At 74.1% G+C, this 26,344-nt stretch carries 27 protein-coding genes; 15 read left to right on the plus strand and 12 right to left on the minus strand.

Features of this window, described 5'->3' with window-relative positions; translation table 11 throughout:
* Positions 1-18: 18 nt before the first annotated feature.
* Positions 19-618: a hypothetical protein gene (locus tag MF672_RS44760; protein ID WP_242375854.1), complete on the minus strand. Its 600-nt coding sequence runs from the start codon at positions 616-618 to the stop codon at positions 19-21.
* Positions 619-680: 62 nt separating this feature from the next.
* Here MF672_RS44760 and murA point away from each other — a divergent pair, with 62 nt between their 5' ends.
* Together murA and MF672_RS44770 are read left to right on the plus strand one after the other, a co-directional pair.
* A complete protein-coding gene (gene murA, locus MF672_RS44765; protein WP_242375853.1) occupies positions 681-1,991 on the plus strand; it encodes a UDP-N-acetylglucosamine 1-carboxyvinyltransferase in 1,311 nt (436 codons plus the stop codon).
* A 52-nt stretch (positions 1,992-2,043) separates the two neighbouring features.
* On the plus strand, positions 2,044-4,401 hold the full coding sequence (locus MF672_RS44770) for a transglycosylase domain-containing protein (RefSeq protein ID WP_242375852.1): 2,358 nt from the start codon (positions 2,044-2,046) through the stop codon (positions 4,399-4,401).
* A 21-nt stretch (positions 4,402-4,422) separates the two neighbouring features.
* Here MF672_RS44770 and ybaK read toward each other — a convergent pair whose 3' ends face one another.
* Positions 4,423-4,878, minus strand: a complete 456-nt coding sequence (ybaK, locus tag MF672_RS44775; protein ID WP_242375860.1) for a Cys-tRNA(Pro) deacylase — start codon at positions 4,876-4,878, stop codon at positions 4,423-4,425.
* Positions 4,879-4,945: 67 nt separating this feature from the next.
* Positions 4,946-5,788 carry an AraC family transcriptional regulator gene (locus MF672_RS44780; RefSeq protein ID WP_242375851.1) on the minus strand — a complete coding sequence of 281 codons (843 nt, stop codon included), beginning with the start codon at positions 5,786-5,788 and terminating at the stop codon, positions 4,946-4,948.
* Positions 5,789-5,842: 54 nt separating this feature from the next.
* On the opposite strand from MF672_RS44780, the gene MF672_RS44785 reads away from it, so the two are divergent.
* The gene (locus MF672_RS44785; protein WP_242375850.1) at positions 5,843-6,961 is read left to right on the plus strand and encodes an MFS transporter; all 1,119 of its coding nucleotides are present in this window, start codon (positions 5,843-5,845) and stop codon (positions 6,959-6,961) included.
* A gap of 10 nt (positions 6,962-6,971) precedes the next feature.
* Here the strand turns inward: MF672_RS44785 and MF672_RS44790 are convergent, their stop codons facing one another.
* Positions 6,972-8,444: a trypsin-like serine peptidase gene (locus tag MF672_RS44790; protein WP_242375849.1), complete on the minus strand. Its 1,473-nt coding sequence runs from the start codon at positions 8,442-8,444 to the stop codon at positions 6,972-6,974.
* Between the two features lie 637 nt (positions 8,445-9,081).
* Here MF672_RS44790 and MF672_RS44795 point away from each other — a divergent pair.
* A complete protein-coding gene (locus tag MF672_RS44795; RefSeq protein ID WP_247815755.1) occupies positions 9,082-9,528 on the plus strand; it encodes a hypothetical protein in 447 nt (148 codons plus the stop codon).
* Between the two features lie 116 nt (positions 9,529-9,644).
* Here MF672_RS44795 and ligD read toward each other — a convergent pair whose 3' ends face one another.
* Genes ligD through MF672_RS44810 form a run of 3 tightly spaced genes read right to left on the minus strand, consistent with a single transcriptional unit; the run spans position 9,645 to position 11,775 of the window.
* On the minus strand, positions 9,645-10,655 hold the full coding sequence (gene ligD, locus MF672_RS44800) for a non-homologous end-joining DNA ligase (protein ID WP_242375847.1): 1,011 nt from the start codon (positions 10,653-10,655) through the stop codon (positions 9,645-9,647).
* A 30-nt stretch (positions 10,656-10,685) separates the two neighbouring features.
* Positions 10,686-10,898, minus strand: coding sequence for a hypothetical protein (locus tag MF672_RS44805; RefSeq protein WP_242375846.1), 213 nt, complete (start codon positions 10,896-10,898; stop codon positions 10,686-10,688).
* Between the two features lie 49 nt (positions 10,899-10,947).
* Positions 10,948-11,775 (minus strand): hypothetical protein, encoded by an 828-nt coding sequence (locus MF672_RS44810; RefSeq protein ID WP_242375845.1) that lies wholly within the window; start codon positions 11,773-11,775, stop codon positions 10,948-10,950.
* 1,017 nt (positions 11,776-12,792) lie between these two features.
* On the opposite strand from MF672_RS44810, the gene hisD reads away from it, so the two are divergent.
* The 9 genes from hisD to hisF are packed head-to-tail and all read left to right on the plus strand — an operon-like array spanning position 12,793 to position 18,845.
* Positions 12,793-14,130 (plus strand): histidinol dehydrogenase, encoded by a 1,338-nt coding sequence (hisD, locus tag MF672_RS44815; protein ID WP_242375844.1) that lies wholly within the window; start codon positions 12,793-12,795, stop codon positions 14,128-14,130.
* Positions 14,127-15,212 (plus strand): histidinol-phosphate transaminase, encoded by a 1,086-nt coding sequence (locus MF672_RS44820; RefSeq protein ID WP_242375843.1) that lies wholly within the window; start codon positions 14,127-14,129, stop codon positions 15,210-15,212. The genes hisD and MF672_RS44820 overlap by 4 nt, the downstream gene beginning before the upstream one ends.
* Positions 15,209-15,802 carry an imidazoleglycerol-phosphate dehydratase HisB gene (hisB, locus tag MF672_RS44825; protein ID WP_242375842.1) on the plus strand — a complete coding sequence of 198 codons (594 nt, stop codon included), beginning with the start codon at positions 15,209-15,211 and terminating at the stop codon, positions 15,800-15,802. Before MF672_RS44820 ends, hisB begins: the two co-directional genes overlap by 4 nt.
* Positions 15,799-15,954 carry a CG2302 family histidine operon protein gene (locus MF672_RS44830; protein ID WP_242375841.1) on the plus strand — a complete coding sequence of 52 codons (156 nt, stop codon included), beginning with the start codon at positions 15,799-15,801 and terminating at the stop codon, positions 15,952-15,954. The genes hisB and MF672_RS44830 overlap by 4 nt, the downstream gene beginning before the upstream one ends.
* The gene (gene hisH / locus MF672_RS44835; protein WP_242375840.1) at positions 15,951-16,586 is read left to right on the plus strand and encodes an imidazole glycerol phosphate synthase subunit HisH; all 636 of its coding nucleotides are present in this window, start codon (positions 15,951-15,953) and stop codon (positions 16,584-16,586) included. Before MF672_RS44830 ends, hisH begins: the two co-directional genes overlap by 4 nt.
* Positions 16,587-16,600: 14 nt before the next feature.
* A complete protein-coding gene (locus MF672_RS44840; protein ID WP_242375839.1) occupies positions 16,601-16,930 on the plus strand; it encodes a hypothetical protein in 330 nt (109 codons plus the stop codon).
* Positions 16,931-16,933: 3 nt separating this feature from the next.
* On the plus strand, positions 16,934-17,656 hold the full coding sequence (priA, locus tag MF672_RS44845) for a bifunctional 1-(5-phosphoribosyl)-5-((5-phosphoribosylamino)methylideneamino)imidazole-4-carboxamide isomerase/phosphoribosylanthranilate isomerase PriA (protein ID WP_242375838.1): 723 nt from the start codon (positions 16,934-16,936) through the stop codon (positions 17,654-17,656).
* A gap of 20 nt (positions 17,657-17,676) precedes the next feature.
* A complete protein-coding gene (locus tag MF672_RS44850; RefSeq protein WP_242375837.1) occupies positions 17,677-18,087 on the plus strand; it encodes a Rid family hydrolase in 411 nt (136 codons plus the stop codon).
* The gene (gene hisF / locus MF672_RS44855) at positions 18,084-18,845 is read left to right on the plus strand and encodes an imidazole glycerol phosphate synthase subunit HisF (RefSeq protein ID WP_242375836.1); all 762 of its coding nucleotides are present in this window, start codon (positions 18,084-18,086) and stop codon (positions 18,843-18,845) included. Before MF672_RS44850 ends, hisF begins: the two co-directional genes overlap by 4 nt.
* Positions 18,846-18,863: 18 nt before the next feature.
* Here the strand turns inward: hisF and MF672_RS44860 are convergent, their stop codons facing one another.
* From MF672_RS44860 to MF672_RS44870, 3 genes are all read right to left on the minus strand, one after another.
* Positions 18,864-20,225, minus strand: coding sequence for a glutamine synthetase family protein (locus MF672_RS44860; RefSeq protein WP_242375835.1), 1,362 nt, complete (start codon positions 20,223-20,225; stop codon positions 18,864-18,866).
* Between the two features lie 61 nt (positions 20,226-20,286).
* A complete protein-coding gene (locus tag MF672_RS44865) occupies positions 20,287-20,448 on the minus strand; it encodes a cytochrome c family protein (protein ID WP_020543816.1) in 162 nt (53 codons plus the stop codon).
* A 223-nt stretch (positions 20,449-20,671) separates the two neighbouring features.
* Entirely contained in the window at positions 20,672-21,301 is a 630-nt protein-coding gene (locus MF672_RS44870) for a TIGR03085 family metal-binding protein (protein ID WP_242375834.1), read from the minus strand.
* 119 nt (positions 21,302-21,420) lie between these two features.
* Here MF672_RS44870 and MF672_RS44875 point away from each other — a divergent pair, with 119 nt between their 5' ends.
* Together MF672_RS44875 and MF672_RS44880 are read left to right on the plus strand one after the other, a co-directional pair.
* Positions 21,421-23,238, plus strand: coding sequence for an ABC transporter ATP-binding protein (locus tag MF672_RS44875; RefSeq protein WP_242375833.1), 1,818 nt, complete (start codon positions 21,421-21,423; stop codon positions 23,236-23,238).
* A complete protein-coding gene (locus MF672_RS44880; protein ID WP_242375832.1) occupies positions 23,235-25,016 on the plus strand; it encodes an ABC transporter ATP-binding protein in 1,782 nt (593 codons plus the stop codon). The genes MF672_RS44875 and MF672_RS44880 overlap by 4 nt, the downstream gene beginning before the upstream one ends.
* 37 nt (positions 25,017-25,053) lie before the next feature.
* On the opposite strand, the gene MF672_RS44885 is transcribed toward MF672_RS44880, so the two are convergent.
* Complete coding sequence (locus MF672_RS44885) at positions 25,054-25,431, minus strand: ATP-binding protein (RefSeq protein ID WP_242375831.1); 378 nt, start codon at positions 25,429-25,431, stop codon at positions 25,054-25,056.
* 4 nt (positions 25,432-25,435) lie between these two features.
* Positions 25,436-26,272, minus strand: a complete 837-nt coding sequence (locus MF672_RS44890) for an MEDS and STAS domain-containing protein (RefSeq protein WP_242375830.1) — start codon at positions 26,270-26,272, stop codon at positions 25,436-25,438.
* Positions 26,273-26,344: the final 72 nt, after the last annotated feature.

Raw genomic sequence — 26,344 nt, forward strand, 5'->3', positions numbered from 1 at the left:
CGGCCGGGCGGAGGGCGGTCAGCCGTCGCGGCCCGTGCCGCCGCCCAGGGAGCCGCCGCCGAAGGGGCCGCCGTTGAGGGGGCCGCCGCCGAAGGGGCCGCCGTCCAGGGGGCCCTCGCCGTACGGTTGCCGCAGCGGCGACTCGCGGTACCCGTGCATGCCCTCCAGCAGCCCGAACATCCCGACCGCGAGCAGCGGCCAGGCCACCGCCACCCCGTTCGCGGTCAGCGTCAGCGCGCCCGGGACGACCTTCACCCCGGGAGCCGCCGCGGCCTCCACCACGACCGCCCCGATCGTGAACGTCGAGCCCACCCAGTACGCCAGCGCCGCCGCCGCCACCCCGCCCGCGCAGAGCCCCGCCAGCACGCCCAGCATCCACCGCCGCCCGGCGAGCCAGCCGACCGCCCCGCACAGCAGCCCCAGCCCGCCGGTGATCACCGCGTACCAGCCGTCGGCCGCGATGAGCGCCTGCGTGGTGAGGTCGGCGAGGACGAGGCCGTGCTCGCCCACCTGGTACGGAGCCCGCGGCGACACCGCCGACCAGGCCAGCCCGGCGCCGATCCCGAGGGCGGCGAGTGCGAGGACAGTTACCGCGAAAGCGCGTACTTCCCTCGCCACTCCACGCCCCCTCATATGTACGTCCGAATCACTCGATGGTATCCCCCGGCTAGGCTCGCTTCGTGATTGCAGAAGAGGTCTGGCTGATTGAGCCCTCCGGTCCGCTCCGGGGCGACGTCGTGGTGCGCGGCTCCAAGAACGGCGTCTCCAAGCACATGGTCGCCGCCATGCTCGGCACCGGGGAGAGCAGCATCCACAACGCGCCCGAGGTCGGCGAGGTCGGCATCACCGCCGCCATGCTGGAGGCGCTCGGCATCCACGTGCGGATGGAGGGCCCGGAGATCACGATCGAGCGGGGGCCGCACATCGAGCCGCGGGTGCCGGACGCGTTCACCGGGCTCAACCGCATCCCGATCCTCATGCTCGGCCCGCTGCTGCACCTGGCGGGGGAGGCGTTCGTGCCGCTGGTGGGCGGCGACCCGATCGGGCGGCGGCCGGTGAACTTCCACGTGGAGGCCCTGCGGTCGATGGGCGCCGAGGTGGAGGTGAGCGACGCCGGCATCTACGCCAAGGCGGGGCGGCTGCGCGGCACCCGCATCGAGCTGCCGTACCCGAGCGTGGGCGCGACCGAGACGGTGCTGATGTCGGCGGTGCTGGCCGAGGGCAAGACGGTGCTGAAGAACGCCGCCATGGAGCCCGAGGTGGTGGAGCTGGCGCTGTTCCTGCAGCGGATGGGGGCGCGGATCGAGCTGTCGCCCGACCGCAGGATCGTCATCGAGGGCGTCGACCGGCTGCGCGGCGCCTCCACGTGGCTGACCGGCGACCGCATCGAGGCGTTCTCGTACCTGGCGGCCGGCCTGGTGACCGGCGGCGAGGTGCGGGTGCACGGCTGCCCGCAGGACCGCCTGGTCACCGCCATCACCACGCTGGCTAGGATGGGCGCCAACTTCGACATCAACGACGAGTACCTGTGTGCCACCGCGCCCCCGGAGGGGCTGCGCGCGGCGGCCGTGCAGACCGACACGCATCCGGGGTTCATGACCGACTGGCAGACGCCGCTCATGGTGCTGTTCACGCAGAGCCACGGCATGTCGGTGCTGCACGAGACGGTCTTCGAGAACCGCCTGGTGTACGTGCCCGCGCTGCAGAAGATGGGCTGCGAGATCGAGGTGTTCGACCAGTGCCTGGGCGGCCCGGCCTGCCGCTACCACGACACCAACGCCCGCCACTCGGCCGTGGTGCGCGGCGTGTCCAAGCTGAAGGGCGCGGACGTGACGCTGCCCGACATCCGGGCCGGGTTCTCGGCGGTGCTGGCGGCGGCGGTGGCCGACGGGCCGTCCACGCTGCGCGGGGTGCACCACATCGAACGCGGCTACCACCGGCCGTTCGAGCAGTTCAGGTCGCTCGGTCTGAACATTCGCAGGCAACGGTAAAGAGGCAGGAACCGGGCGTTTGCCGGTGATCGTCCGGTTGCACATCGTTTGAGTGACCGTACTCAGATCCGCCGGGATGCTCGGCCTGGCCGGGGCGCTCGGCGGGGTGCTGGCGGGGGCGCTGGCCGCGCCCGTGGTGAGCGGGGGCGGCCTGGCGGCCAAGAACGTCGCCGACACCTTCGTGCACCTGCCGCCGGCCCCGCGCGAGGAGCCCCTGGCGCAGGTGACCAGGCTGCTGGACAAGGACGGCCGCCCGTTCGCCCAGTTCTACGAGGCCAACCGGACGGCCGTGCCGCTGGCCTCGGTCGCGCCGGTCATGCGCCGCGCCATCGTGGCCATCGAGGACTCCCGCTTCTACGAGCACGGCGGCCTCGACGTGCGCGGCACCCTGCGGGCGCTGCTGACCAACACCCAGGCGGGCGGCATCCGCCAGGGCGGCTCGTCGCTGACGCAGCAGCTCGTCAAGAACATCCTGGTCGAGAGCGCCCGTACCGACGAGGAACGCGACCGCGCCCGCGCCCCGAACATGGCCCGCAAGATCACCGAGCTGCGGTACGCGATGGCGCTGGAGCGCAAGTACCGCAAGGACCAGATCCTGGAGCGCTACCTCAACATCGCCTACTTCGGCGCGGGCGCGCACGGCGTGGAGGCGGCGGCCCGCCGCTTCTTCTCCACCTCGGCCGCCCGTCTCACGCTGACCCAGGCGGCCACGCTGGCCGGCGCGGTGCGGATGCCGTACTCGACCGACCCCTCGCTCGGCGCCGCGCACCGCGGCCGGCTGAAGGACCGGCGCGACCTGGTCCTGGACCGCATGGCCGGGCTGAAGATCATCACGCCGCAGCAGGCGGCGGCGGCGAAGGCCGCGCCGCTCGGCCTCGACCTGCGGCCCGAGCCGGGCGGCTGCGAGCAGAGCGCCTACCCGTTCTACTGCCTGTACGTCCAGCGCGAGCTGCTGTCGAACCCCGCCTTCGGCAACAACGAGGCGCAGCGCCGCGCGCGCATGGCGCGGGGCGGCCTGACGATCAGGACCAGCCTCGACCCGATCGCGCAACGCGCCGCGGAACGCGCCATCCGCCGCCACGTGCACCCCGACGACACCGAGGTCGCCGCCGAGGCCATGGTCGAGCCGGGCACCGGCCGCATCAGGGCGATGGCCGCCAGCAAGGGCTTCGGCCGCAACCCCGGCAACCGCAAGAACGGCTCCAGGACCACCTTCAACCTCGTCGCCGACGTCGCCCACGGCGGCGGGCAGGGCTTCCAGGCCGGCTCGACGTTCAAGGTGTTCACGCTGGCCACGGCGCTGCGGCAGGGGTGGCGCTTCGGCGACGGCTTCCAGACGCCGGGGGCGCTGGTGCCCGCCGCCGGCTACCGCAACTGCGCGGGACGGGCGGTCAACGACCCCGACACCCGCGTGCTCAACGCCAGCGGCGAGGGCGAGGGCGGCCCGCACAGCCTGGAGACCGGCACCTGGAAGTCGGTGAACGTCTTCTACATGATGCTGGAGCGCAAGGTCGGGCTGTGCAACGTGGTCCGCACCGCCAAGGCGCTCGGCGTGGCCCGGGCCGACGGGACGCCGCTCCGCGAGGTGCCGACGTTCACGCTGGGGATCAACGAGATGGACCCGGTGACGGTGGCGGCGTCGTTCGCGGCGTTCGCGGCGCGCGGGTCGTACTGCCGGCCGCTGGCCATCGTCGAGATCGTCGGCAGGGACGGCCGCCGCACCCACGTGCCGCCCTCCTGCGAGCAGGCCATCGAGCGGCCCGTCGCGGACGCGGTCAACCACGTCCTGGAGGGCGTCTTCGACAAGGGCACGATGAAGGGGCAGGGCATCGACCGGCCGGCCGCGGGCAAGACCGGCACCAACAACGGCTACACCTCGGCCTGGTTCGCCGGCTACACGCCGCACCTCGCCGCCGCCGTCAGCGTCGGCGACATCCGGGGCTCCTACCGCTTCCCGCTGCAGGGCGTGCAGATCGGCGACGAGTACTACGGGTCGGTGCAGGGGGCGTCGCTGCCCGGGCCGATCTGGGTGGAGTCGATGGGCCCGGCGCTGCGCGGCCTCGAACCGAAGGGCTTCCACCCGCCGGACATGGCGCGCTTCGGCGGCGGCGACACGCCCGGCCTGGAGAAGGCGCTGGCCGAGGAGGAGAAGCGGCAGAAGCGGCGCGGCGACCGGGCCTTCGCCCGGCGGCACCGTAAGCTCTTCCAGTGGCTGCTCGGGCAGACGCCCGGGGTGCCCTCCCTGGAGTGGCCGCCGCCTGACCGCCGCCCGCACGGCCCGCGCCCGCACGCTCACCAGCCGTACGGCGGGCGACCGTACGCCGGGCGGGCGGAGGAGCGGCAGCCGGGCGAGCGTTGGGAGCGGCGGCGGCAGGAGCCCTGGCGCCACCGGCCGCGGCACGGCCGCTAGCCCCTCGGACAGGGCGGCGCGTCAGCCGGCCTTGCCGATGGGGGCGGTGACGGCGCGGGTGAGCGCGATGAGGTTGCCGGGCGCGGTCTCGATCTGGAGGCCGCGCCTGCCTGCCGAGAAGTAGATCGTCTCGAACTCGAGCGCCGAGGAGTCGACCACGGTGGGGAGCTGCTTGCGCTGGCCGAGCGGGCTGATGCCGCCCACGACGTAGCCGGTGACCCGCTCGACCTTGGCCGCGTCGGCCATGGCGGCCCGCTTGCCGCCGAGCGCCCCCGCGAACGCCTTGAGGTCGAGCTTGCCCGCCACCGGCACCACGGCCACCGCTAGGCCGCTCTCGACCTCGGCGACCAGCGTCTTGAAGATGCGTTCGTACGGGACGCCGAGCGCGTCGGCGGCCTCCTCGCCGTAGGCCTGGGCGGCGGGGTCGTGGTCGTACGGGTGGAGCGTGAAGTCGGCCTTCGCCTTCGTCAGGGCCATGGTGGCCGGCGTGCCGCCGCCTCCCTTGCTTTTCGCTTTGCTGCTCACGGAGGGCATTGTAGCGAATCTACAATGTAAAGGCGCGGCCCGGGGTGTACCCCAGAGCCCGGCGGAAGACGTCGATGAACGCGCTCGCCGACGCCCACCCGCAGCGGTGCGCGACGGCCGTCACCGGCACGCCGTCGGCCAGCAGCAGGAGCGCGCGGTGCAGGCGGAGCTGGGTGCGCCACTGGGGGAAGCTCATGCCGAGCTCGCGGCGGAACAGCCGGGCCAGCGTGCGCTCGCTCGTGCCGGCGGCGGCGGCCAGGGCGGCCAGCGTCCTGGTGTCGGCGGGATCGCGGTGCAGCGCCGCGCAGACGGCCGCGAGGCGGGGGTCGGCGGGGGCGGGCAGGTGGAGGGGCCGCTCGGGCGCGCGCCTGAGCCGGTCGAGCAGCACCCGCAGGAGCCGGTCGTGCTCGCCGTCGTGCTCGCCGTCGCGGACGCCGTCGTGCTCGCCGTCGCGGACGCCGTCGTGCTCGCCGTCGTGCTCGGCGCCGTGTCTGCCGTCGTGCTCGCCGTCGCGGGCGTCTTCGTGGCCGGGCTCGCCGGTGTAGGCGATGATCAGCTCCCGCAGGAGGGGGTCCACGGCGAGGACGGTCGGGCGGTCGAGGGCGAGCGGGTTGCCGGTGAGGCCGACCAGGCGCAGGTCGGTGTCGCCGTGCGCGCGGTGCTCGTGGACGGTGCCGGCGGGCACCCAGATGGCCCGGTTCGCGGGGGCCACCCAGGTGCCGGCGCCGGTGGTGACCGACAGGACGCCGCGGCAGGCGTAGACGATCTGGTGGGTGTCGTGGACGTGGGCGTCGATGCCGCCGCCGGGGGCGAGCGGCCGCCGTCCCGTCGGGGCCTGCGCCAGGTGGCGGATTTCCGGCATGGGTTGGCATTTTATCGGAAGCGGGCCAGCGGGGCGGGGAGCGACGATCGGGGGGTGAACAGAGTCCCCATGCTGGCCGCCGGGCACGCGGCCGTCGATGTCTACCAGGGCGCGGTGCCGGCCCTGGTGCCCTTCCTGGTCGCCGAGCGCGGGTACGGCTACGTCGCGGTGTCGGGGGTGGTGCTGGCGGCGACGTTGTCGTCGTCGGTCGTGCAGCCGCTGTTCGGGGTGCTGACGGACCGGTGGCGGATGCCGTGGCTGATCCCGGTGAGCATGGTGGTGGCCGGGGCAGGGGTGGCGGCGGGCGGCGTGGCGGACTCCTACGTCCTGACCTGGCTGGCGGTGGCGCTGTCCGGGCTGGGGGTGGCGGCCTACCATCCGGAGTCGGCGCGGCTGGCGCGGATCGCGAGCGCGGGCAGCCACGTGCGGATGAGCTGGTTCTCGCTCGGCGGGACGCTCGGCTTCGCCTCGGCGCCGGTGCTGGTGACGCCGCTGCTGGCGGCGTGGGGGCTGGGGGCCTCGCCGTGGCTGGCGGCGCCGGCGCTGGCGGGGGCGCTGGCGACGTTGCCGGCGGTGCGGGCGCTGACCGGCGGCGGCGGGACGCGGGCCGCCGCCGCGGAGGCGGAGCGGGGCCGGGACGACTGGCGGGCCTTCGCGCGGCTGACGCTGGTGATCGTGTTCCGGTCGGTGGTGTACGTGGGGCTGAGCACGTTCGTCGCGCTGTACCTGGGGGGCGGGGCGGCGGGGGCGGTGGCGTTGTTCGTGTTGTTCGCGGGCGGCGCGGCCGGGACCGTGCTCGGCGGGCGGCTGGCGGCGCGGTGGGGGCGGGTGCGGACGATGCGGCTGGCGTACGCGGCGGCGGTCCCGGCGGTCGCGGGCGTGGTGCTCGCGCCGGGGCCCGCCGCGTACGTCTTCGTGGCCGCCTCCTCGATCGCCCTGTACGTCCCGTTCTCCCTGCACGTCACGCTGGGCCAGGACCTGCTGCCGAACCGGGTGGGCACGGCGGGCGGCGTGACGCTGGGCCTCGCGGTGAGCGTCGGCGGCCTGACCAGCCCGCTGGTGGGCCTGGTCGCGGAGGCGACCTCGCTGCGGACGGCGCTGGCCTGCCTGGTCGCGTTCCCGGTCCTGGCGTGGCTGCTGGCGCGCACGCTGAAGGAGCCGGCGCCGGCCTGACGCGCCGGTCTCAGGCGCGGGTCTGGACGCGGAGCTCGGCGGTGTTGTCGCGCTGCGACGGGTCCAGGCGGGTGGCGGCGACGTGCGCGGTGACCGGCACCTGCTGCGGGGCGTCGCCGGTGAGGCGGACGCGGGCGGTGAGCTGCACCGGCCGGCCGGGCCGGACGGCGCCGACCACGCAGGTGGCCTGCCGGGCGGCGCGCTCGCAGGTGCCGCCGGTGACGGCCGCGAGACCCGCGCCGGCGGGGACGCGGAAGGTGACCGGCACCTGGGACGCCGCCATGAGGCCGCGCATGGTCACGGTGGCGGTGACGGTCGCGGTCTCGCCCCGGCGCACGGCGGCGGCCGGGCCGGTCAGCTTCACCGACAGGGCGTCGTACACGCCGCGCGGGTCGGCCTTCTTGACGATCGCGCCGTAGCTCTCGACATTGAGGGCGTTGGCGACGGAGTAGCCGTCGGCCTGGCCGTCCTCGGTGCCGGCCGACAACACGCCGACCAGGTCGCGGGTGCCCCTGAGCACCCAGGGGCCGCCGCTGTGGCCCTTGGACAGGTGGCAGTTGTAGGTCTCCAGCTTCGTGGCGGGCGCGGCGGCCGCCACGGCGCCGGCCTCGGGCGCGGCGGGCGCCACGGCCGGGACGTCGGCCGGGACAGTGGCGGGCACACCGGCGGGCAGGGTGGCGGGCAGATCGGCGGGCAGCGTGGTGGGCAGGGTGGCGGCCGAGGCGGCGGCGAGGGCGCGGGCGGGCTGCGTGCGGGCCAGGCACCAGAGCTGGTCCCTGCCGTCGTAGGGCTTCCTGCCGAGGACGCCGGGGTAGCCGGCGGTGACGATGGTGTGCCGGCCGCCCTGGCTGCGCATGGGGGTGAACCCGCCGCCGACGGCGTCCTGCAGGGTGCGGGTGCGCCGGCCCACCTCGATGAGGGCGACGTCGTAGACGGAGTTCCAGTCGCCGCCGGCCAGGCCGGTGTAGCCGTCGGGCTTCCAGGCGCGCCGTCCGCCCCAGCGCCCGTACGGCTCGCGCTGCCGCTCGGCGGTGGCGCGCCCGTCGTAGGCGGGGACGAAGGCGAAGCTGCTGTGCCACTTCCCGCGCGAGGCGCCCTCGGGGACGCTGTAGACGCAGTGGGCCGCCGTCACGATCAGCAGCTGGGACGCCGAACGGACGACGCTGGCGCTGCACGAGTCGCCGCGCCCACTTGCGTTGACGAAGAACAGCCGGCCGCTCATGCGGCTGCGGGCGGCCCCCGTGTACGGCCGGCGGACGCGGGCGTAGCCGTTGGCGTCGGCGCCGGGGGTCAGGCGCTTGCCGGTGGGCACGCTGAGCAGCCGCTGCGCGGAGGTGGCGACCAGGGGCGGCCGCGTGGACGGCAGGTCGGCCGCCTTGGCCTTGGCCTGCTTGGTGGCCGTCCAGTAGCGGACGGCCTGGGCGGGACGCATGAGGGGCGACGACTCCGCGCCACCCCACGCCTGCTTCCGGACGGTGACCACAGGCTGCCCCACGACCGGCGCAGGCCGCTGCGCCGCTTCCCCGGCGGGTCGGCGCGCCGCTTCCTCGGCGGGCCGCTGTGCGGCTTCCCCGGCGGGCCGGCGCGCCGCATCCTCGGACGGCCGATGCGCCGCACTGCCGACCGGCCGATGGGCGGCCGTATCGGCGGCGCGGTGTGCAGCGGTGTCCGCCGGACGGTGTGCGGCGGTGTCCGTGGGGTGGTGTGCGGTGGCGTCAGCGGGGTGGTGTGCGGCGGTGTCCGTCGGGTGGTGTGCGGTGGCGTCTGCCGGGTGGTGTGCGGCGGTGTTCGTAAGGTGGTGTGCGGCGATTTCGGCCGGGCGATGAGTGGCCGTGTCTGTGGGGCTGTGGGCCGCTGTGTTCGTGGGCCGGTGTGCTGCGGCGTCCGCGGCTTGATGGGCGGCGGTGCCCTCGGGCCGGTTGGCCGTGGCGTTCGCGGGCCGGTTTGCCGTGGCGTTCGCGGGCCGGTTCGCCGCGGTGGAGGCGGGGCGCTGCTTCACCCCCTGAGCGGCTGAAGCGGCCGACGCGACCGTGCCGGCCGGGACCGATGACGACGCCTGCGATGCGTGCGATGCCGGAGATGCGGCCGGCGTGCCGGCTTTGGCGGGCGAGGCAGCCGGCGTGCCGGCTTTGGCGGGCGAGGCGGCCGACATGGCCGACATGGCTGCCGTGGGGGGCGAGGCCGCCGACATGGCCGCTGTGGCCGTGACCCCGGACGTGCCCGCTGCGGCCGCGATCCCGGACGCGCCCGTGGTGGCGGAGGCGGGGACGGGCGGGTGTTCGCGGGTGGTGTGCGGTGCGTGCTCGGCAGCCGCAGGCAGCGCGATCGCGACGCCGGCGAGCGCGGTCAGCGTCGTGACGAGCGTTCGCGGCACGCCCCCGCGCACCCCGCCCGGTACGCTCCCGCGCACCCCGCCCGGTACGCTCCCGCGCACCCCGCCCGACACGCTCCCGCGCACCCCGCCGCGAGCGCTGCCGCGCAGGCCGTCACCGGCGCTGCCGCGCTCGCCGTCGCGTTCGGCCGTGCGCTCGGCGTCGCCCACTTTGTCCCCCACGATGTCCCCCTGAGCGTCGATCCGGATGAAATCCTCTCGTCACTCTAAGTCACGATAATAAGACGAACGGTAGCCATAAGGGCCGTGTCGTGACCGGTCTGGGCCGAGGTACGGGTGTGGCGGGCGGCGTCAGCCGGCGGCGGCGTCGCCTGTACGGCCGCCGTGCAGGAGCCGGGCGGTGACGGCGTCGGCGGGGGAGCGGTCGGGCCGCAGCCCGCGCCAGGACGGGTGGCGCAGCAGCCCGTCGCCCGTCACTTCGGCGTACTGGACCTCGCCGACCAGGCGCGGCTCGGCCCAGCGGGCGTCGCGGGAGTGCTCGCGCGGCACCGTCTCGGCGAACGGCGAGTCGGCCCGCTCCAGCGGGGCCAGCCGTTCGTGCAGGTCGGCGAGCATGGCCTGGGTGAAGCCGGTGCCGACGTGGCCGACGTACAGCAGCCGTCCGCGCTGGTCGTGCGCGCCGAGCAGCAGCGAGCCGATCGTGCCGGAACGCCGCCCGGAGCCCGGCCGCCAGCCGCCGATGACGACCTCGATCGCGCTGACGTTCTTGATCTTGGTCCATTCGGTGGTGCGCCGGCCCGGCCGGTACGGCGAGTTGAGCCGTTTGCACACCACCCCTTCGAGCCCGAGCTGCCGCGATGACTCGAAGGCGCGCTGCGCGTGGTCGGTGAACCAGACGGGCACCTGCCACCGGAACCCCGGCGTGAAGGTCCCTTCCAGCAGTTCCCGCCGCTCGGTGTACGGCAGGGCGACGGTGGAGGTCTCGTCCAGGTGCAGGATGTCGAAGGCCATGAACGTCACCGGCACCGACCGGGCCAGCGTCGCCACGGCGGCCGGGTTGCGCTGGTGCATGCGCGGCTGCAGGGCGCCGAAGCTGGGGCGGCCGGCCTCGTCGAAGGCGACGATCTCGCCGTCGAGCACGGCGGGGTGGCGTCCGGTGGCGCCGGCCATGAGCTGGAGCTCGGGGTAGGCGGGGGTGATGTCCTTGCCGTTGCGCGACATCAGGCGGACGGCGCCGTCCTCGATGTAGGCGAGGGCGCGCACACCGTCCCACTTCATCTCAACGGCCCAGTCCTCGCCCTGCACGGAGGTCAGGGTGCCGAGCTGGGCGAGCATCGGCGCGTAGGCCGGCAGCCGCACCATGGGGGGTGCAGTACCCCGTCCGCTTGATCGTCAAGGGTGTTCAGGGGTCTGCAGATGGTCAAAGGGACGGTCCTCGACCAGCTCGGCCAGATCGACGCCGTGCTCGTGCAGCTCGGAGACGGTGCGGCAGTAGCCGCGCAGGTACGTCCGGCCGTTGACGCGGTGGGTGACGCGCAGGAGCGGGCGGTCGTCGAGGATGATCGCCTCGACCAGGATGCCGTCCGGCCCTCGCCACTGTCCCATGCGGCAAGAGTACGGGATCGGACATAATGGACAAATACTATTAATTCGCTCACATCTCGCTCGGCAGGATGTGATCCGGCTCGGGGTCTCCGCCGGGCCAGGTCCGGTGCAGGCGCAGCACCGCCATGGGCGCGCCGGGCGCCTTGACGAACGCCTCCCGCAACGGGAAGCACAGCAACCCCGCGCCGGTACGGACGTGGCTCCCGGCCAGGTCGAAGCAGCGCGTCCCGGGGTCGCCGGCGTGGCGGGGGAAGCCCGTCATCGACAGGCACAGGACGCCGTCGTAGCGGCCGCCGATCTCGTGCACGTCCACCCGCCCGCGCCGGCCCGGGCCGACCGGCAGGTGGGAGTGCGCGATCTCCGACTCCGGCCAGGCCACGGTGTCGCCCAGGGCATGGGTGAACGCGCCGCAGTAGGGTCCGTGGCCGGGGACGGTCACCTCGATCCAGCCGCCCGCCGCCCAGCCGTCCGCGGCGGGGACGAGACGGATCTCGTGGCCGACGCTGTACCGTTCGCGCGCCTCGCCCTCGACCGGCCGGGTGCCCGCCCGCCACGGGTACGCGGCCCGCAGGCAGCCGCCGAACGCGACGCGGCCCGGGTACCGGGCGATCAGCTCCTCCAGGTGCTCCGACAGGAACCGCTCGGCGGGGTCGGCGGGCGCGTGGCCGATCACCAGGACGCCGCGGGCGCGCTCGGCCGGGCCGAAGCACGTCCCGCAGACACGCGCGGCGACCTCGGCCCACCGCTCCTCGCACGGCCCGGCGGCCGTCGCCTGCCGCCGGGTCGCGCCCCTCGGCATGCCGGCGGCGGCTACGTGCGGCGGGACGGTGTACGGGGGCGCCGCCCCGGGCCGCAGCAGCGGGATCCCCGCCACCATCCCGCCCTCGGTCCTCGCGACGCCCGCCCCTCCGTCCGCCGCTGTGCCCCCGGGGTCGCCTGGTGAGAGGTGGGTCGCCTCGCGGCCGGCGTCACCCGCAGGGGCGTGAGCGGGATCGGCCGCAGGGGCGTGAGCGGGATCGTGGGTGGGAACGCCGGTGGGATCGTGGGTGGGATCGTGGGTGGGATCGCCGGTGGGAACGCGTGGGGGTTCGCCTGTGTGATCGTGAGTGAGGCTGTCGGCGCGGTCGTCGGCGCGGTCGTCGGCGGCGCTCGTGGGGTCGGTCGCCGGTCCGGGCGGCGGGCGGAGGGCGTCGGCGTGCCCGGCCGATCCGCACCCCGGCTCGTCGCCGCGCCGCACCGTCCCGCACTCGGGCCCCTCGCCGCACCCGCGCCCCTCGCCGCGCTCGACCTCGACCCTGGCGCCGCGCTCCACCTCGAGCGTGGCGCCGCGCTCGGTCCCGGCTCCGGCGTCGCGACCGGGCCGGGCTTCGGCCCCTCGTCCGGTCCCGGCTCCGACCTCAGGACCGGCCTCAGGACCGGCCTCAGGACCGGGCTCAGGGCCGGCCTCAGGACCGGCCCCAGGACCGGGCTCAGGCCCGTGGCCGGGCCCGTCCGGGCGATCGTGGCCGGGCGGGCCGGTATGTTCGCCTGCCTCTTCGCTGCTGTGCTCCATGCGCGCTCCCTCGGGAGACACGTTCCCACCTGCAAAGATAACTTAGCGTAATCTTGGTTACGGAAAGTATTTTCCCCGTCGGCGTTAGAACCTCCACCATCCAGGGCACAAGAGGGGCCCCAAAAACTTCACCCCCGAGCCGTGGCCGCGCCCCCGTGGCGGCTACGGCGACCGCCCCGGCAGGCCCGGTCCGGGGCGACGACGGCCGCGCGGCGGTACAGGCGAATGCCGCCCCGCGGCCGTCGTGCGCCCCGGACCGGAAGCCGCGGGCCCGGCACGCCCGAGCCGTCCCGCAGTGTGGACAGAACGAGATTCAGGCCCCGGACTCCGTAGACTGTGGGGGTGATTTCCCGTATTGACATGCGCGGTTCCCTGCCGGCGAACCTGCGTGACGTGTTGCCCCGCGCCGAGCTCGACGTCGAGGCCGCCCTGGAGAAGGTGCGGCCCATCTGCGACGACGTGCGCCATCGCGGTGTCGCGGCCGTACGGGAGCTGACCGCCAGGTTCGACGGCGTCGAGATCGCCACCACCCGCGTTCCCGCCGAGGCCATCGAGCGCTCTCTCGCCGAGCTCGACCCGCGGGTGCGCGCGGCCCTGGAGGAGTCGATCCGGCGCACCCGGCTGGTCCACCGCGACCAGCGCCGCGCCGACGTCACCACCCAGGTCGTGCCCGGCGGCACGGTTACCGAGCGCTGGGTGCCGGTCGACCGGGTGGGCCTCTACGTCCCCGGCGGCCGCGCGGTCTACCCCTCCAGCGTGGTCATGAACGTCGTGCCGGCCCAGGAGGCGGGCGTGCCCTCGCTGGCCGTCACCAGCCCGGCGCAGAAGGAGTTCGGCGGGCTGCCGCACCCGACGATCCTGGCCGCCTGCGCCCTGCTCGGCGTCGACGAGGTCTACAACGTCGGCGGCGCCCAGGCCGTGGCCATGTTCGCCTACGGCACCGAGGAGTGCGCGCCGGCCACCATGGTCACCGGCCCCGGCAACATCTGGGTGGCCGCCGCCAAGCGCCTGCTGAAGGGCCGCATCGGCATCGACTCCGAGGCCGGCCCCACCGAGATCGCGATCCTCGCCGACGACACCGCCGACCCGGTGCACGTCGCCGCCGACCTGATCAGCCAGGCCGAGCACGACACGATCGCCGCCGCCGTCCTCGTCACCACCAGCCCCGAGCTGGCCGAGGCCGTGGAGAAGGAGCTGCCCGGCCAGGTGTCGGCCACCCGCCACTCGGCGCGCATCACCGAGGCGCTGGCCGGCCGGCAGTCCGGCGTCGTGCTGGTTGACAGCCTCGACGACGGGCTGAAGGTCGTCGATGCGTACGCCGCCGAGCACCTGGAGATCCACACCGCCGACGCCGCCGCCGTGGCCGCCCGGGTGCGCAACGCCGGCGCGATCTTCGTCGGCACGTACGCGCCGGTCTCGCTCGGCGACTACCTCGCCGGCTCCAACCACGTGCTGCCCACGGGCGGCTGCGCCTGCCACTCCGGCGGCCTTTCGGTGCAGTCGTTCCTGCGCGGCATCCACGTCGTCGACTACAGCCGCGACGCGCTCGCGCGGGCCGCCGCGCACGTGACGGTCCTCGCCGACGCCGAGGACCTGCCCGCCCACGGCGCCGCGATCCGCGCCCGCTTCGACTGGCGCGTGCCCCAGACCGAGACGGACGTGACGGAGGCGGCCGAGTGAACCCGGACGACGTGACGCTCGCCGACCTGCCGATCCGCGCCGACCTGCGCGGCAAGTCGCCCTACGGCGCGCCCCAGATCGACGTCCCGGTCCGGCTCAACACCAACGAGAACCCCTACCCGCCCTCGCCCGAGCTGGTGGCCGACCTCGCCGAGGCGGTCCGCGAGCAGGCGGGCGAGCTCAACCGCTACCCCGACCGCGACGCCCTGGCGCTGCGCGCCGACCTGGCCGCCTACCTCGGCCACGGGCTGCGCGCCGAGCAAGTGTGGGCGGCCAACGGCTCCAACGAGGTGCTCCAGCAGATCCTGCAGGCCTTCGGCGGCCACGGTCGCACCGCGATCGGGTTCGAGCCGTCGTACTCGATGCACCCGATCATCACCGGCGGCACCAGCACCGAGTGGATCAGGGCCGCCCGCGAGGACGACTTCTCCCTCGACCCGGGCAAGGCGGTGGCGGCGATCGAGGAGCACCGCCCCGACGTCGTCTTCCTCACCTCGCCCAACAACCCGACCGGCACCGCCCAGCCGCTGCCCACGATCGAGGCGGTGCTGGCGGCCGCGCCGGGCATGGTCGTGGTGGACGAGGCCTACGCCGAGTTCGCCCGCGAGGGCACGCCGTCGGCGCTGACGCTGCTGCCGGAGCACCCGCGGTTGATCGTCACCCGGACGATGTCCAAGGCGTTCGCGATGGCCGGCACCCGGCTCGGCTACCTCGCCGCGCACCCGGCGGTGATCGAGGCGCTGCTGCTGGTGCGGCTGCCGTACCACCTGTCGACGCTCACCCAGACGGCGGCGCGGGTGGCGCTGCGGCACCGCGCCGAGCTGCTGGGCACGGTCGACGCGCTGCGCCGCGAGCGCGACGCGACGGTGGCGTGGCTGCGGTCCAAGGGCCTGCGGGTCGCCGACTCCGACGCGAACTTCGTGCTGTTCGGCCGTTTCCCCGACCGGCGCGAGGTGTGGGAGGGGCTGCTGGAGCGGGGCGTGCTCATCCGCGAGGTGGGCCCGCCCGAATGGCTGCGGGTGTCGATCGGCACCGGCGAGGAGATGGCGGCCTTCCGCGCCGCCCTGGAAGGAGTCCTGTGAGCCGCGTAGGCCGCGTCGAGCGCGTCACGAAGGAGACCTCGGTCCTGGTGGAGGTGGGCCTCGACGGCACCGGCCGGGTGGAGGTGGCCACCGGGGTCGGCTTCTTCGACCACATGCTGGCCCAGCTGGGCAAGCACGGGCTGTTCGACCTGACCGTCAAGACCGAGGGCGACCTGCACATCGACTCCCACCACACGATCGAGGACACCGCGCTGGCGCTGGGCGCCGCGTTCCGCGAGGCGCTGGGCGACAAGTCAAGCATCAGGCGGTTCGGCAGCGCGTCATGCCCGCTGGACGAGTCCCTCGCCCAGGTCACCGTCGACCTGTCCGGCCGCCCCTACCTCGTGCACACCGAGCCCGAGGGCATGGCGCCGATGATCGGCCCCGACTACGACACCACGATGACCCGGCACATCCTGGAGTCGCTGGTCGCCCAGGCCGCGATCTGCCTGCACGTGCACGTCCCGTACGGGCGCAACGCCCATCACATCGTCGAGGCCCAGTTCAAGGCGCTGGCGCGGGCGCTGCGGGAGGCGTCCGAGCTCGACCCGCGCGCGACGGGAGTGCCCAGCACCAAGGGCGTGTTGTGACCGGCAACGCCATCGCCGTCGTCCTGGTCTTCCTCGGGCTGTTCCTGGCCGGCGGCGTGTTCTCCCTCATCAAGCAAGGACTCAGGATCGGAGCCGTCGTCTGCGCAGTCGGCGCGGTGATGGCGATCACGGCGGGGGTGTTGTGGTGGTGAAGAAGAACGTCGTCGTCCTCGACTACGGCTCGGGCAACCTGCGCTCGGCCGAGCGGGCCCTGGCCCGCACCGGCGCGGACGTCACCGTGACCGCCGACTTCGAGACGGCCGCCGAGGCCGACGGCCTGGTGGTGCCCGGCGTGGGCGCGTTCGCCGCGTGCATGGCCGGGCTGAAGGCGGTGCGCGGCGACCAGATCGTCGGACGGCGGCTGGCCGGCGGGCGTCCGGTGCTCGGCATCTGCGTCGGCATGCAGATCCTGTTCGCCCGCGGCGTCGAGCACGGCGTGGAGACCGAGGGCTGCGGCGAGTGGCCCGGCACCGTCGAGCGGCTGGACGCGCCCGTCCTGCCCCACATGGGGTGGAACACCGTCAAGGCGCCGGCCGGCAGCGTGCTGTTCGCCGGCCTGGACGCCGCGACCCGCTTCTACTTCGTGCACTCCTACGGGGTGCGCGAGTGGGAGCTGCGCACCGGCGACGGGTTCGCCGAGCCGGTCGTCACCTGGGCCGAGCACGGCGTGCCGTTCGTCGCGGCGGTGGAGAACGGGCCGCTGATGGCGACCCAGTTCCACCCCGAGAAGTCCGGCGACGCCGGCGCCGCCCTGCTGGACAACTGGCTCAAGACCCTCGACTAGAAGGCCGGGCGACGGTGAGCAAGGAGCGGGCCCGCCGGCGGGCCGAGCGCGAGGCCGAGCGGGCCCGCGCCATGCGGGTCAACGAGGAGCGGCAGGCCCGCCGCTCCCGCCGCCGCGCCGCGCTGGCCCGGCTGGTGCCGCGCCCGGTGCGGGTGCGCCGCCAGGGCGGCCTGATCGCCCGCCGCCACCGCGTCCAGAACCTCGTGGTGGGCGCGGCCTTCGTGCTCGTCCAGGCACTGGCCTGGCTGCTGTGGGGCTCGCTCGCGGCCAGTTTCGCCGTGCTCGTCCTGTCCGTGCTGCTCGTACCCGTTGTCGTGACCCTCGCCTTCGACCGGAGGACCTGAAGAATGTCGCTCGTACTGCTGCCCGCGGTGGACATCGTGGACGGCCAGGCCGTCCGCCTCACCCAGGGCGAGGCCGGCACCGAGACCGGCTACGGCGAGCCGCTGGCCGCCGCGCTCGCCTGGCAGGAGGCCGGCGCCGAGTGGATCCACCTGGTGGACCTCGACGCGGCGTTCGGCCGGGGGAGCAACCGGGAGCTGATCGCCGAGCTGATCGGCCGCCTCGACGTCAACGTGGAGCTGTCCGGCGGCATCCGCGACGACGCCTCGCTGGCCGCGGCCCTCGCCACCGGCTGCCGCCGGGTCAACATCGGCACCGCCGCCCTGGAGAACCCGGAGTGGTGCCGGAAGATCATCGCCGAGCACGGCGACCGGATCGCGGTCGGCCTGGACGTGCGCGGTACCACGCTCGCCGCGCGCGGCTGGACCGAGGAGGCCGGCGACCTGTGGGAGGTGCTCGACCGGCTGGAGGCCGACGGCTGCCCCCGCTACGTCGTCACCGACGTCACCAAGGACGGCATGCTCCAGGGCCCCAACCTGGAGCTGTACCGGAGCATCTGCGCCCGCACCGACCGGCCGGTCATCGCCAGCGGCGGCGTCTCCAGCCTCGATGACCTGGTCGCACTCGCTTCTCTCGTCCCGGACGGAGTGGAGGGGGCCATCGTGGGCAGGGCCCTGTACGCTCACGCGTTCACACTGGAAAACGCGCTGGCCGCGGTACGTGTGTAGCTTCGCCGGGAGGGGGCGGAATGAGCGTCGGTAGCGCCGGCATGCAGAGCACCGGTCCTAGGGTCTTTTCTGGCGGCATCTGGGAGGAGAAGTACGGCTACGCGCGCGCCGTGGTCGTGGGAGAGCGGGTGATCGTGTCCGGGTGCACGGCCACGGTCGACGGGGAGGTGCGTCACGTCGGCGACGCCTACCTCCAGGCTCTCACCGCGATCGACATCGCGCTGGAGGCCGTCCTGATGGGCGGGCTCACCCGCGAGGACGTCGTGATGGTCCGCTACTACGTGGTGGAGCAGCGCCACTTCGACCTCGTCGGCCGGGCCATCGCCGAGGTCTTCGGCAAGGTGCGGCCCGCCTGCACAGGAGTACGGGTGGCCGGGCTGGTCGACCCGAGAATGCTGGTCGAGATCGAAATCGAGGCACTGCGAGCATGACCGTAGCGGTAAGAGTCATTCCCTGTCTCGACGTGGACGCCGGGCGCGTGGTCAAGGGCGTCAACTTCGAGAACCTGCGCGACGCGGGCGACCCCGTCGAGCTGGCGCGGCGCTACGACGAGGAGGGCGCCGACGAGCTGACCTTCCTCGACATCACCGCCTCCTCCGGCGAGCGGGAGACCATGCTCGACGTGGTGCGCAGGACCGCCGAGCAGGTGTTCATCCCGCTCACCGTGGGCGGCGGGGTGCGCGCGGTCGAGGACGTCGACCGGCTGCTGCGGGCCGGCGCCGACAAGGTGTCGCTCAACACCGCCGCCATCGCCCGGCCGGAGCTGCTGACCGAGGCGTCGCGGCGGTTCGGCGCGCAGTGCGTCGTGCTGTCGGTCGACGCCCGCCGGGCGCCGGGCACGCCGAGCGGGTTCGAGGTGACCACGCACGGCGGGCGGCGCGGCACCGGCATCGACGCGGTGGAGTGGGCGGCGCGCGGCGAGGAGCTGGGCGTGGGCGAGATCCTGCTCAACTCGATGGACGGCGACGGCACGCTCGACGGCTACGACCTGGAGATGTTGCGGGCGGTGCGCGCCGCCGTGCGGGTGCCGGTGATCGCCAGCGGCGGGGCGGGCCGGCTGGAGGACTTCCCGCCGGCGGTGGCGGCCGGCGCGGACGCCGTCCTCGCCGCCTCGGTCTTCCACTTCGGCACGCTGAAGATCGCCGAGGTGAAGGAGACGCTGCGCACGGCGGGCCACCCGGTGCGCTGACGGGCCACCGCGTGCGGGTCAGAAGACGCGCACGTGGTGGTACAGCTCGTAGGCGGTGTCGCGGGCGGCGAACGCGGCGGCCTCCGACCGCTTGACCGCCAGGTAGGCGGCGCGCCGCAGCGGCCCCAGCGCCTCCATCAGCACCTCGTCGGCCTCCAGCGCGTCCAGCGCCTCCGGCAGCGACGCCGGCAGGCGCGGGTAGCGGCCCGGCGCGGTGTCGGGGTCGACGGTCACCGGCTCGCCGGGGTCGAGCTTGCGCCTGATGCCGTCGAGGCCGGCGTGGATGACCGCGCCCAGCGACAGGTACGGGTTGGCCGCGGAGTCGGAGGGCTTCAGCTCCAGGTTGGGCTCGCCGCTCTCGCCGAGCGGGGAGCACACCCGGACCGCGGCCTCCCGGTTGTCGGGGCCGTGGACGGCGTACGCGCTGGCCCAGGTGCGCGGCGCGAGCCGGCGGAAGCCGTTGACGCTGCCGCAGGTCAGCGCGGTGAGCGCGGGCAGGTGGGCGATGAGGCCGCCGATGAAGGCGTCGCGCAGCTCCTCGTCGCGGCCGAAGACGTTGCCCGCCTCGTCCCACAGCGACAGGTGCAGGTGGGCGCCGTTGCCCGCCTGGTCGGCCAGCGGCTTGGGCGCCAGCGAGGCCCACAGCTGCATGCGCATGGCGACGCCGCGCACGGTCTCGCGGTACAGCACGTGGTTGTCGGCGGCGCGCAGCGCGGGCGCGTGCCGGATCGACAGCTCCTGCTGGCCGGGCCCCAGCTCCGGGTGGTAGTGCTCGACGCGCAGGCCCTGCGTCTCCAGCGCCCGGATCAGCTTCACGGTGTAGTCGTGCGCCGTGTCGAACCCGGTACCGGCATAGCAGAGCGAGTCGTCGAGCGGGACCAGCCGGTCGAGGTTGCCGCCGGGGTCGGGCAGGCGGCGGCCGAGCGTGAACTCCGGCTCGAACGCCGCGACCAACGAGTAGCCCTCGCCGGCGAGCTCCGCGACCGCGTCCTTGAGGAACGTCCGCGCGCACGCCGCCCACGGTGCGCCGTCGGGCAGGCGGAGGTCCGACAGCATGGCGGCCGCGCCGGGGGCGTGCGGCAACGGGACATACGTGGCCGGGTCGGGGACGATGCGGACCTCGCCCACCGGACCCATCTGCTCGACGTCCTGGAGCTGGTCGAGCATGTTCATCGCCATCATGGCCACCGTGTGCCCGATGCCCGTGCCGAGCCGTTCGGCCAGCCGCGATCGGGATGCCGCCTTGCCACGGATCACACCGCCGTGGTCGGCGTACAAGAAGCGGATCAGCTCGATGCCCTCAAGCTCGGCCCGTTCGAGGATGCGCCGCGCGTGGGGGTCGAGCTGGCTGGTCTTGGTGCCGCTGGGGCGATCTGTCATCCTGTCTGCGTAACACGATCCGGCACCGCGGGGAAGCACCTGACGCAGACGGAAGCGCGCCCTACGTCAGAACCTGCGAGAAGAACACGGCCAACTGATCGGCTCCTTGGAAGATTCCGTTGATCACACCATTCACGGCGTCGGCGGCTTGGGCCGGCCGGGTGAACAGATAGAAGACCACGAACGCGATAGCCACGTAGGTGATCACCTTCTTGACCTGCATGGGGGGCCTCCTGCAGTCCATTCCCAGCCGTATATACCCGGATCTGGGCGATCACTGGCATCCACGGCGAAGATGTTCATGATCATAACCGGGGGGCTTCTTTCCACTGCCATGGTACGGGCTCGAAGTCATGCGCGAGCCCCTGCCGCGCCGGGACTTCTGCCCGATCGCCCACCAGATCCGGCCGGGTTCGGACGGGCTCGCCAGAGCCCGTCAGGGCTCGCTAGAGCCCCAGACGGGCCTCGCGCAGCCGGGCGACGGCCGCCGGGTCGCCGGTCAGCTCCACCCGGGCGTGCTCCTGCCGGCCGAAGCAGAACAGCAGCAGCTCCGAGGCGGTGCCGGTGACCTCCACCCGGACGCCCTGACGCGGGCCGCCGAGCGCCACGCCGCCGCCCAGGCGGTGCAGCACCACGCCGACGGGGGAGCGGCGCAGCATGAGCCGGGCGCCGGAGGCGACCCGCTTCCACACGACGCGGTCGAGGTCGGCGGGCAGGTCGCGGGGCTCCCACGACGGCTGGGCGCGGCGCACGTCCTCGTGGTGGACGAAGAACTCCAGCGTGTTGACGGCCTCGTCGAGGAACGGGGCCAGGCCGTAGACGCCGCCGGGCCGCCGGACCATGGCCACCAGCTCGGGGAAGGGATGTCTGGCCTTCAGGCCGTCCTGGACGGAGGCGGTGTAGCCGGCCAGCGGCTTGAGCGCGATGCCCGGCATGGCGTCCGGCCTGCGCTCGCGCAGCGCCAGGTGGGCGGCCAGGTCGTAGGTGGTCCAGCCCGTGCACAGGGTCGGCGCGTCGGGGCCGAGCCGGTCCATCAGGTCGCACAGCGCGTTGCGCTCGTCGCGGGCATGCGTCACGTGGACCACCCTACCCATGGGAATAACAGCATCATCGGGAGTGATGTAGTGACTTACGTGTACAAGTCGTCGAATTTAGGGGGGCCTACCGAGTGGCGAGCAAGGTCACCTCGGCCGTCATGCGTCAGGGACTCAAGGTCCTTGGGGTGGCCATCCGCACCGAGAAGGCCGTCTTCGCGCTGGCCGTGCTGGCCAGCGCCGTCTACGGAGGCATGACCGTCGGCTCCGCCTGGGCGCTCGGGTGGGCCACGGAGCACGTGGTGCTGCCCGCCTTCGCCGAGGGCGGGGTCGCCTCGGGCGCGCTGTGGGCGGGCGCGGGCCTCATCCTCGGCGCCGCGCTGCTCAAGGCGCTCGGCGTGGCGGGCCGGCGCATCCTGGCCGGCGTCATGCAGTACCGCATGCAGGCCAGGTCGCGCAGGGACGTCACCAAGCAGTACCTGCGGCTGCCGCTGTCGTGGCACCACCAGCACCCCACCGGGCAGCTCCTGTCGAACGCCAGCGCCGACGCCGAGGCCGCCTGGGCGCCGCTCGCGCCGCTGCCCATGGCCGTCGGCGTGATCGTCATGCTGGTCACCGCGGCCGTCGCGATGGTGTTCACCGACCTCGTGCTGGCCCTGGTGGGATTCCTGATCTTCCCGGCCATCGCCGTGCTCAACCTCGTCTACCAGCGCCGGCTCAGCCCCCTAGCCACCCGCGCCCAGCAGCTCCGCGCCGAGGTCAGCGAGATCGCGCACGAGAGCTTCGACGGCGCCCTCGTCGTCAAGACCCTCGGCAGGGAGGACCTGGAGACCGACCGGTTCCGCCGCCGCGCCCACGAGCTGCGCGACGCCAACATCGCCGTCGGCCGGGTGCGCGGCCTGTTCGACCCGCTGCTGGAGGCGCTGCCCACGCTGGGCGTGCTCGCGGTGCTGGCGGTCGGCGCGGCGCGGTTGTCCGGCGGCTCGATCGACTCCGGCGACCTCGTGCAGGTCGCCTACCTGTTCACGCTGCTGGCCTTCCCCATCAGGGCGCTCGGCTGGGTGCTGGCCGAGCTGCCGCGCAGCGTCGTCGGCTGGCAGCGGGTGCAGGCCGTCCTGGAGGCCACCGGCTCCATGGCCTACGGCGGCGGCGAGAGCCTGTCCGCCGGTCCCGCCGCCCTGGAGGTCCGCGGCGTCTCCTACGCCTACGGCGAGGCCGAGGTGCTGCACGAGGTCTCCTTCGAGGTGCCGGCCGGCCGCACCGTCGCCCTGGTCGGCCCCACCGGCTCCGGCAAGTCCACGCTCGTGCAGCTCCTCGCCCGGCTCGTCGACCCGGCCGGCGGCGCGGTCCTGCTCGACGGCGGCGACCTGCGCGAGCTGGCCTACGGCGAGGTCGCCGCGTCGGTCGCGCTGGTGCCCCAGCAGACGTTCCTGTTCGACGACACCGTGCGCGGCAACGTCGCGCTCGGCCTGGACGTCCCCGACGAGGACGTGTGGGCCGCGCTCCGGCTGGCCCAGGCCGACGGCTTCGTGGCCCGCCTGCCCGAGGGGCTGGACACGCGGGTCGGCGAGCGGGGCGCGTCCCTGTCCGGCGGCCAGCGCCAGCGCGTCGCGCTCGCCCGCGCCGTCGTGCGCCGCCCCCGCCTGCTCGTCCTCGACGACGCGACCAGCAGCGTCGACCCCCAGGTCGAGGCCAGGATCCTGCACGGGCTCCGGGACGCCGCCGAGGCCAGCACCGTCGTGGTCGTCGCCTACCGCATGGCCACGATCGCCCTCGCCGACGAGGTCGTCTACCTCGACCACGGCCGGATCGTGGACCGCGGCACGCACGAGGAGCTCATCGAGCGCTGCGCGGGCTACCGCAACCTGGTCACCGCCTACGAGCGCGAGGAGGCCGAGCGCGCCGCCATCGACGTGCCCGGGGCCGACGACGAGATCCCCGAGATCCCCGCGGGAGAGGAAGAAGAGGTCAGCGCATGACCGCCCAGAGCATCCACGGCAGCGCCGACCGCTCCGCCCTGGCCACCATCCGGCACGGGCTGTCGCTCACACCCGAGTTCCGCAAGGGCCTGGGCGTCACCCTCGCCCTGGCGGTCGTCGCCACCGTCGGCAAGATCATCGTGCCGATCGCCGTCCAGCAGACCATCGACCACGGGCTCAAGGGCGGCACGCCCGACCTGCCGTACATCACCCGGGCCGTCGTGGTGTGCGCCGCCGCGGTGATGCTGACGGCGCTGGCGGCGTACATCATGAACGTGCGCCTCTACAAGGCCACCGAGTCCTCGCTCGCCACCCTGCGGGTGCGCGGCTTCCGGCACGTGCACGACCTGTCGGTGCTCACCCAGAACAGCGAGCGGCGCGGCGCCCTGGTCTCGCGCGTCACCAACGACATCGACCAGATCAGCACGTTCATGCAGTGGGGCGGGCTGATGATCATTGTCTCGCTCGGCCAGCTCTTCGTCGCCACCGTGCTCATGTTCGTCTACTCCTGGCAGCTCACGCTGCTGGTGTGGGTCTGCTTCATCCCGCTGATGATCGCGCTGCCGCGCTTCCAGCGGCTGCTGTCGCGGGCGTACACGGTGGTGCGCGAGCGCACCGGCGACATGCTCGCCGCCGTCAGCGAGTCCGTCGTCGGCGCCGCCGTCATCCGCGCCTACGCCGCCGAGCACCGCACCGCCGACCGCGTCGACAGGGCCGTCGACGCCAACCGCGCCGCCCAGACCCGGGCGCAGACCATCGTCGGCTTCGTCTTCCCGCTGACCGAGATCGTGGCCGCGATCGCGATCGCCGGGATCGTGCTGCTCGGCGTCCGCCTCGGCCTGTCGGGCGACATCACGCAGGGCAAGCTCGTCGCCTTCCTCTTCCTCGTCACCCTCTTCGTCTCGCCGCTGCAGACCGCGACCGAGGTGCTCAACGAGGCGCAGAACGCGGTCGCCGGCTGGCGGCGCATCCTCGGCGTCCTCGACACCCCGCCGGACGTCGCCGACCCCGGCGCCGGCGGCGTCACGCTGCCCCGCGGCCCCATCTCCGTCGCCTTCGAGGACGTGCACTTCGCCTACCCCGGCGGGCCGCCCGTGCTGCGCGAGGTCACCGTGGACATCCCGCCCCGCTCGCGGGTCGCGGTCGTGGGGGAGACCGGCTCGGGCAAGACCACGTTCGCCAAGCTCCTGACCCGGCTGATGGACCCGGTCGGCGGCCGCGTCACCGTCGACGGCCACGACCTGCGCCGCGTGCGCTTCTCCTCGCTGCGCGAGCGCATCGTCATGGTGCCGCAGGACGGCTTCCTGTTCGACGGCACGCTGGAGGAGAACATCCGCTACGGCAAGCCGGAGGCCACCCGCGAGGAGATCGGGCTGGCGCTGACCGAGCTGGGCCTGGCCGACTGGCTGGAGGGCCTGCCCGCCGGCCTCGACACGCCCGTCGGCCAGCGCGGCGAGTCGTTGTCGGCGGGCGAGCGCCAGCTCGTCGCCCTGGCCCGCGCCTACCTCGCCGACCCCGACCTGCTCCTGCTGGACGAGGCCACCTCCGCCGTGGACCCGGCCACCGAGGTGCGCCTGGCCCGCGCCCTGGAGGGCGTCACCCGGGGCCGCACCGCCGTGTCGATCGCGCACCGGCTGTCCACCGCCGAGAACGCCGACGAGGTGCTGGTCTTCGACGCCGGCCGGCTGGTGCAGCGCGGCCCGCACGCCGAGCTGGTGCGCGAGCCCGGCGTGTACGCCGACCTGCACGCCTCCTGGGTGTCGGCCGCCCGCTCCTGACCGGCGCCCCCCGCTCCGGAGGGGGCGCCGCCCCCGCTCAGCCGCGGGTCGCCGCGAACGTCACGACCGTGCCGCCCGGCCCGGACACGATCGTGATGTGGTCGCACAACATCCGCGTCAGCCACAGCCCCCGCCCGCCGCCCGACAGGCCGGCCGGCGGGGGCCGGTCGCCGATCCAGCCCGGCGGCAGCCCGGGCCCCTCGTCGGCCACCTCGCACCACAGCAGTCCGGCGTGCGACCACAGCCGCAGCCGGCCGTGCCCGCCGCCGTGCACCACCGCGTTCGTGGTGATCTCGTTGACGGCCAGCACGAAGTCCTCCAGCCGCCGGCCCGACAGCCCCTCGTAGGCGGCGTGCTCGGCGACCGTCCTGCGCAGGAACGTGATGCGCCCGCGCGCGAAGGAGACGCGAAGCACCTGCCTACACATCGCCCACCCGGCGGACGGTCAGGAACTCCTCCGCCCTGATGAGCCGGAGCACCCGCGCCGTCGCCTCCCCGCACACCACCACCGTGGAGCCGGGCCGCCTGGCCACGGCCGTGCGGGTCAGCAGGTGCGCGGAGCCGGCGTCGATGAAGGCGAGGTGGGAGGCGTCCACGACGACCTCGCCCGGCTCCTTCTCCAGCCGGGCCAGCACCGACGCGAACGCCCGCCGGTTGGTCAGGTCGATGTCGCCCCACACCCGCAGCCCCGGCGGGTCGGCCGTGTTGGCGAAGCGCAGCAGCGCCTGCTCGGGCGCGATCGGGTGCACCGAGGCCGCCCGGTCGATCGCCTCACGCGGGAACAGGCCCCGGTCGTACTGGCACACCGCCGCCAGCCAGCGCTCGCCGAACACCTCGTTGGTGGCCGCCTCCAGGGCCGCCTGGCCGGGGGCGTCGCGCACGCCGTAGGAGGCGTCGATCAGCGCGTACACGCCGTGCTGGCCGTGCCTGCGGGCGCGGTCATGGGCGTCGAGCAGCCCTGAGTGGACCCGCGCGGGGTCCAGGCTGCCGCCGGTGAAGTGGGTGTCGGCGCAGGCCAGGATCTCCACCTGGCCGGCCGACTCGGCGTCGGCGAACCCCGGCACGAGCGGCGCCAGCCAGGCGCGAGTCCGCTCGGGGCTGTCGGCATGCGTGATGATCACGACCTTCAGCCGGCGGCGCAGGCCGTTGACGGTGAACACCACCGTCGCCCGCATCCGCTCGCGCTCGCCGTCGAACGGCAGGCATACGTGATCCCCCAGATCCGGGTCGAGAACGGAACCCGCGACGTGCACCACGATGGACGTCCCTCCCTAGCACGCGTCGGGCAAGAAAATACCCGGCGGCACTCCATCACGTAGCGCGTTCTC

It is taken from the genome of Actinomadura luzonensis, from assembly GCF_022664455.2.
Classification (GTDB): Bacteria; Actinomycetota; Actinomycetes; order Streptosporangiales; family Streptosporangiaceae; genus Nonomuraea; species Nonomuraea luzonensis.

What these genes read in the sequence shown, in the direction of transcription:
- priA (WP_242375838.1), top strand. Translation starts at nt 16,934, where the DNA reads ATGTCGCTCGTACTGCTGCCCGCGGTGGACATCGTGGACGGCCAGGCC.
- MF672_RS44850 (WP_242375837.1), top strand. Translation starts at nt 17,677, where the DNA reads ATGAGCGTCGGTAGCGCCGGCATGCAGAGCACCGGTCCTAGGGTCTTT.
- MF672_RS44780 (WP_242375851.1), bottom strand. Translation starts at nt 5,788, where the DNA reads ATGCCGGAAATCCGCCACCTGGCGCAGGCCCCGACGGGACGGCGGCCG.
- ybaK (WP_242375860.1), bottom strand. Translation starts at nt 4,878, where the DNA reads ATGGCCCTGACGAAGGCGAAGGCCGACTTCACGCTCCACCCGTACGAC.
- MF672_RS44860 (WP_242375835.1), bottom strand. Translation starts at nt 20,225, where the DNA reads ATGACAGATCGCCCCAGCGGCACCAAGACCAGCCAGCTCGACCCCCAC.
- MF672_RS44805 (WP_242375846.1), bottom strand. Translation starts at nt 10,898, where the DNA reads ATGGGACAGTGGCGAGGGCCGGACGGCATCCTGGTCGAGGCGATCATC.
- MF672_RS44865 (WP_020543816.1), bottom strand. Translation starts at nt 20,448, where the DNA reads ATGCAGGTCAAGAAGGTGATCACCTACGTGGCTATCGCGTTCGTGGTC.
- MF672_RS44875 (WP_242375833.1), top strand. Translation starts at nt 21,421, where the DNA reads ATGCGTCAGGGACTCAAGGTCCTTGGGGTGGCCATCCGCACCGAGAAG.
- MF672_RS44810 (WP_242375845.1), bottom strand. Translation starts at nt 11,775, where the DNA reads ATGGTGGCGGGGATCCCGCTGCTGCGGCCCGGGGCGGCGCCCCCGTAC.
- hisF (WP_242375836.1), top strand. Translation starts at nt 18,084, where the DNA reads ATGACCGTAGCGGTAAGAGTCATTCCCTGTCTCGACGTGGACGCCGGG.
- MF672_RS44880 (WP_242375832.1), top strand. Translation starts at nt 23,235, where the DNA reads ATGACCGCCCAGAGCATCCACGGCAGCGCCGACCGCTCCGCCCTGGCC.
- ligD (WP_242375847.1), bottom strand. Translation starts at nt 10,655, where the DNA reads ATGGTGCGGCTGCCGGCCTACGCGCCGATGCTCGCCCAGCTCGGCACC.